This window comes from Mesorhizobium sp. M8A.F.Ca.ET.181.01.1.1 (assembly GCF_004792025.1).
GTDB lineage: Bacteria > Pseudomonadota > Alphaproteobacteria > Rhizobiales > Rhizobiaceae > Mesorhizobium.
This window is the reverse complement of record NZ_SRTV01000318.1, coordinates 1-285: the sequence shown is the minus strand read 5'-3', so window position 1 is coordinate 285 and position 285 is coordinate 1. Positions and strand designations below refer to the sequence as shown.

Annotated in this window: 1 protein-coding gene; it reads right to left on the bottom strand. The window is 56.8% G+C overall.

Features of this window, described 5'->3' with window-relative positions:
• Positions 1–7: 7 nt before the first annotated feature.
• On the bottom strand, positions 8–285 hold a 278-nt coding region (locus EN824_RS34775), incomplete at its 5' end, for a S4 domain-containing protein (protein WP_281041421.1).

The window sequence follows — 285 nt, the reverse complement described above, 5'->3', positions numbered from 1 at the left end:
GATCCGATTACCGCGAATACAATTCGACGATCAGGCTTTCGTTGATATCGCCAGCGATGTCGCTGCGCTCAGGCTTCTGCTTGAACGTGCCTTCGAACTTCTTCGAATCGACCGAAACCAAGCTCGGCATGCCGCCTTGCTCAGCCAGCGACAGCGCTTCGAGAATACGCGCCTGCTTCTTCGACTGTTCGCGCACTGCGACAACGTCGCCTGCCTTCACTTGCATCGACGGAATGTTCGAGACGACGCCGTTCACCATGATCGCCTTGTGGCTCACGAGCTGAC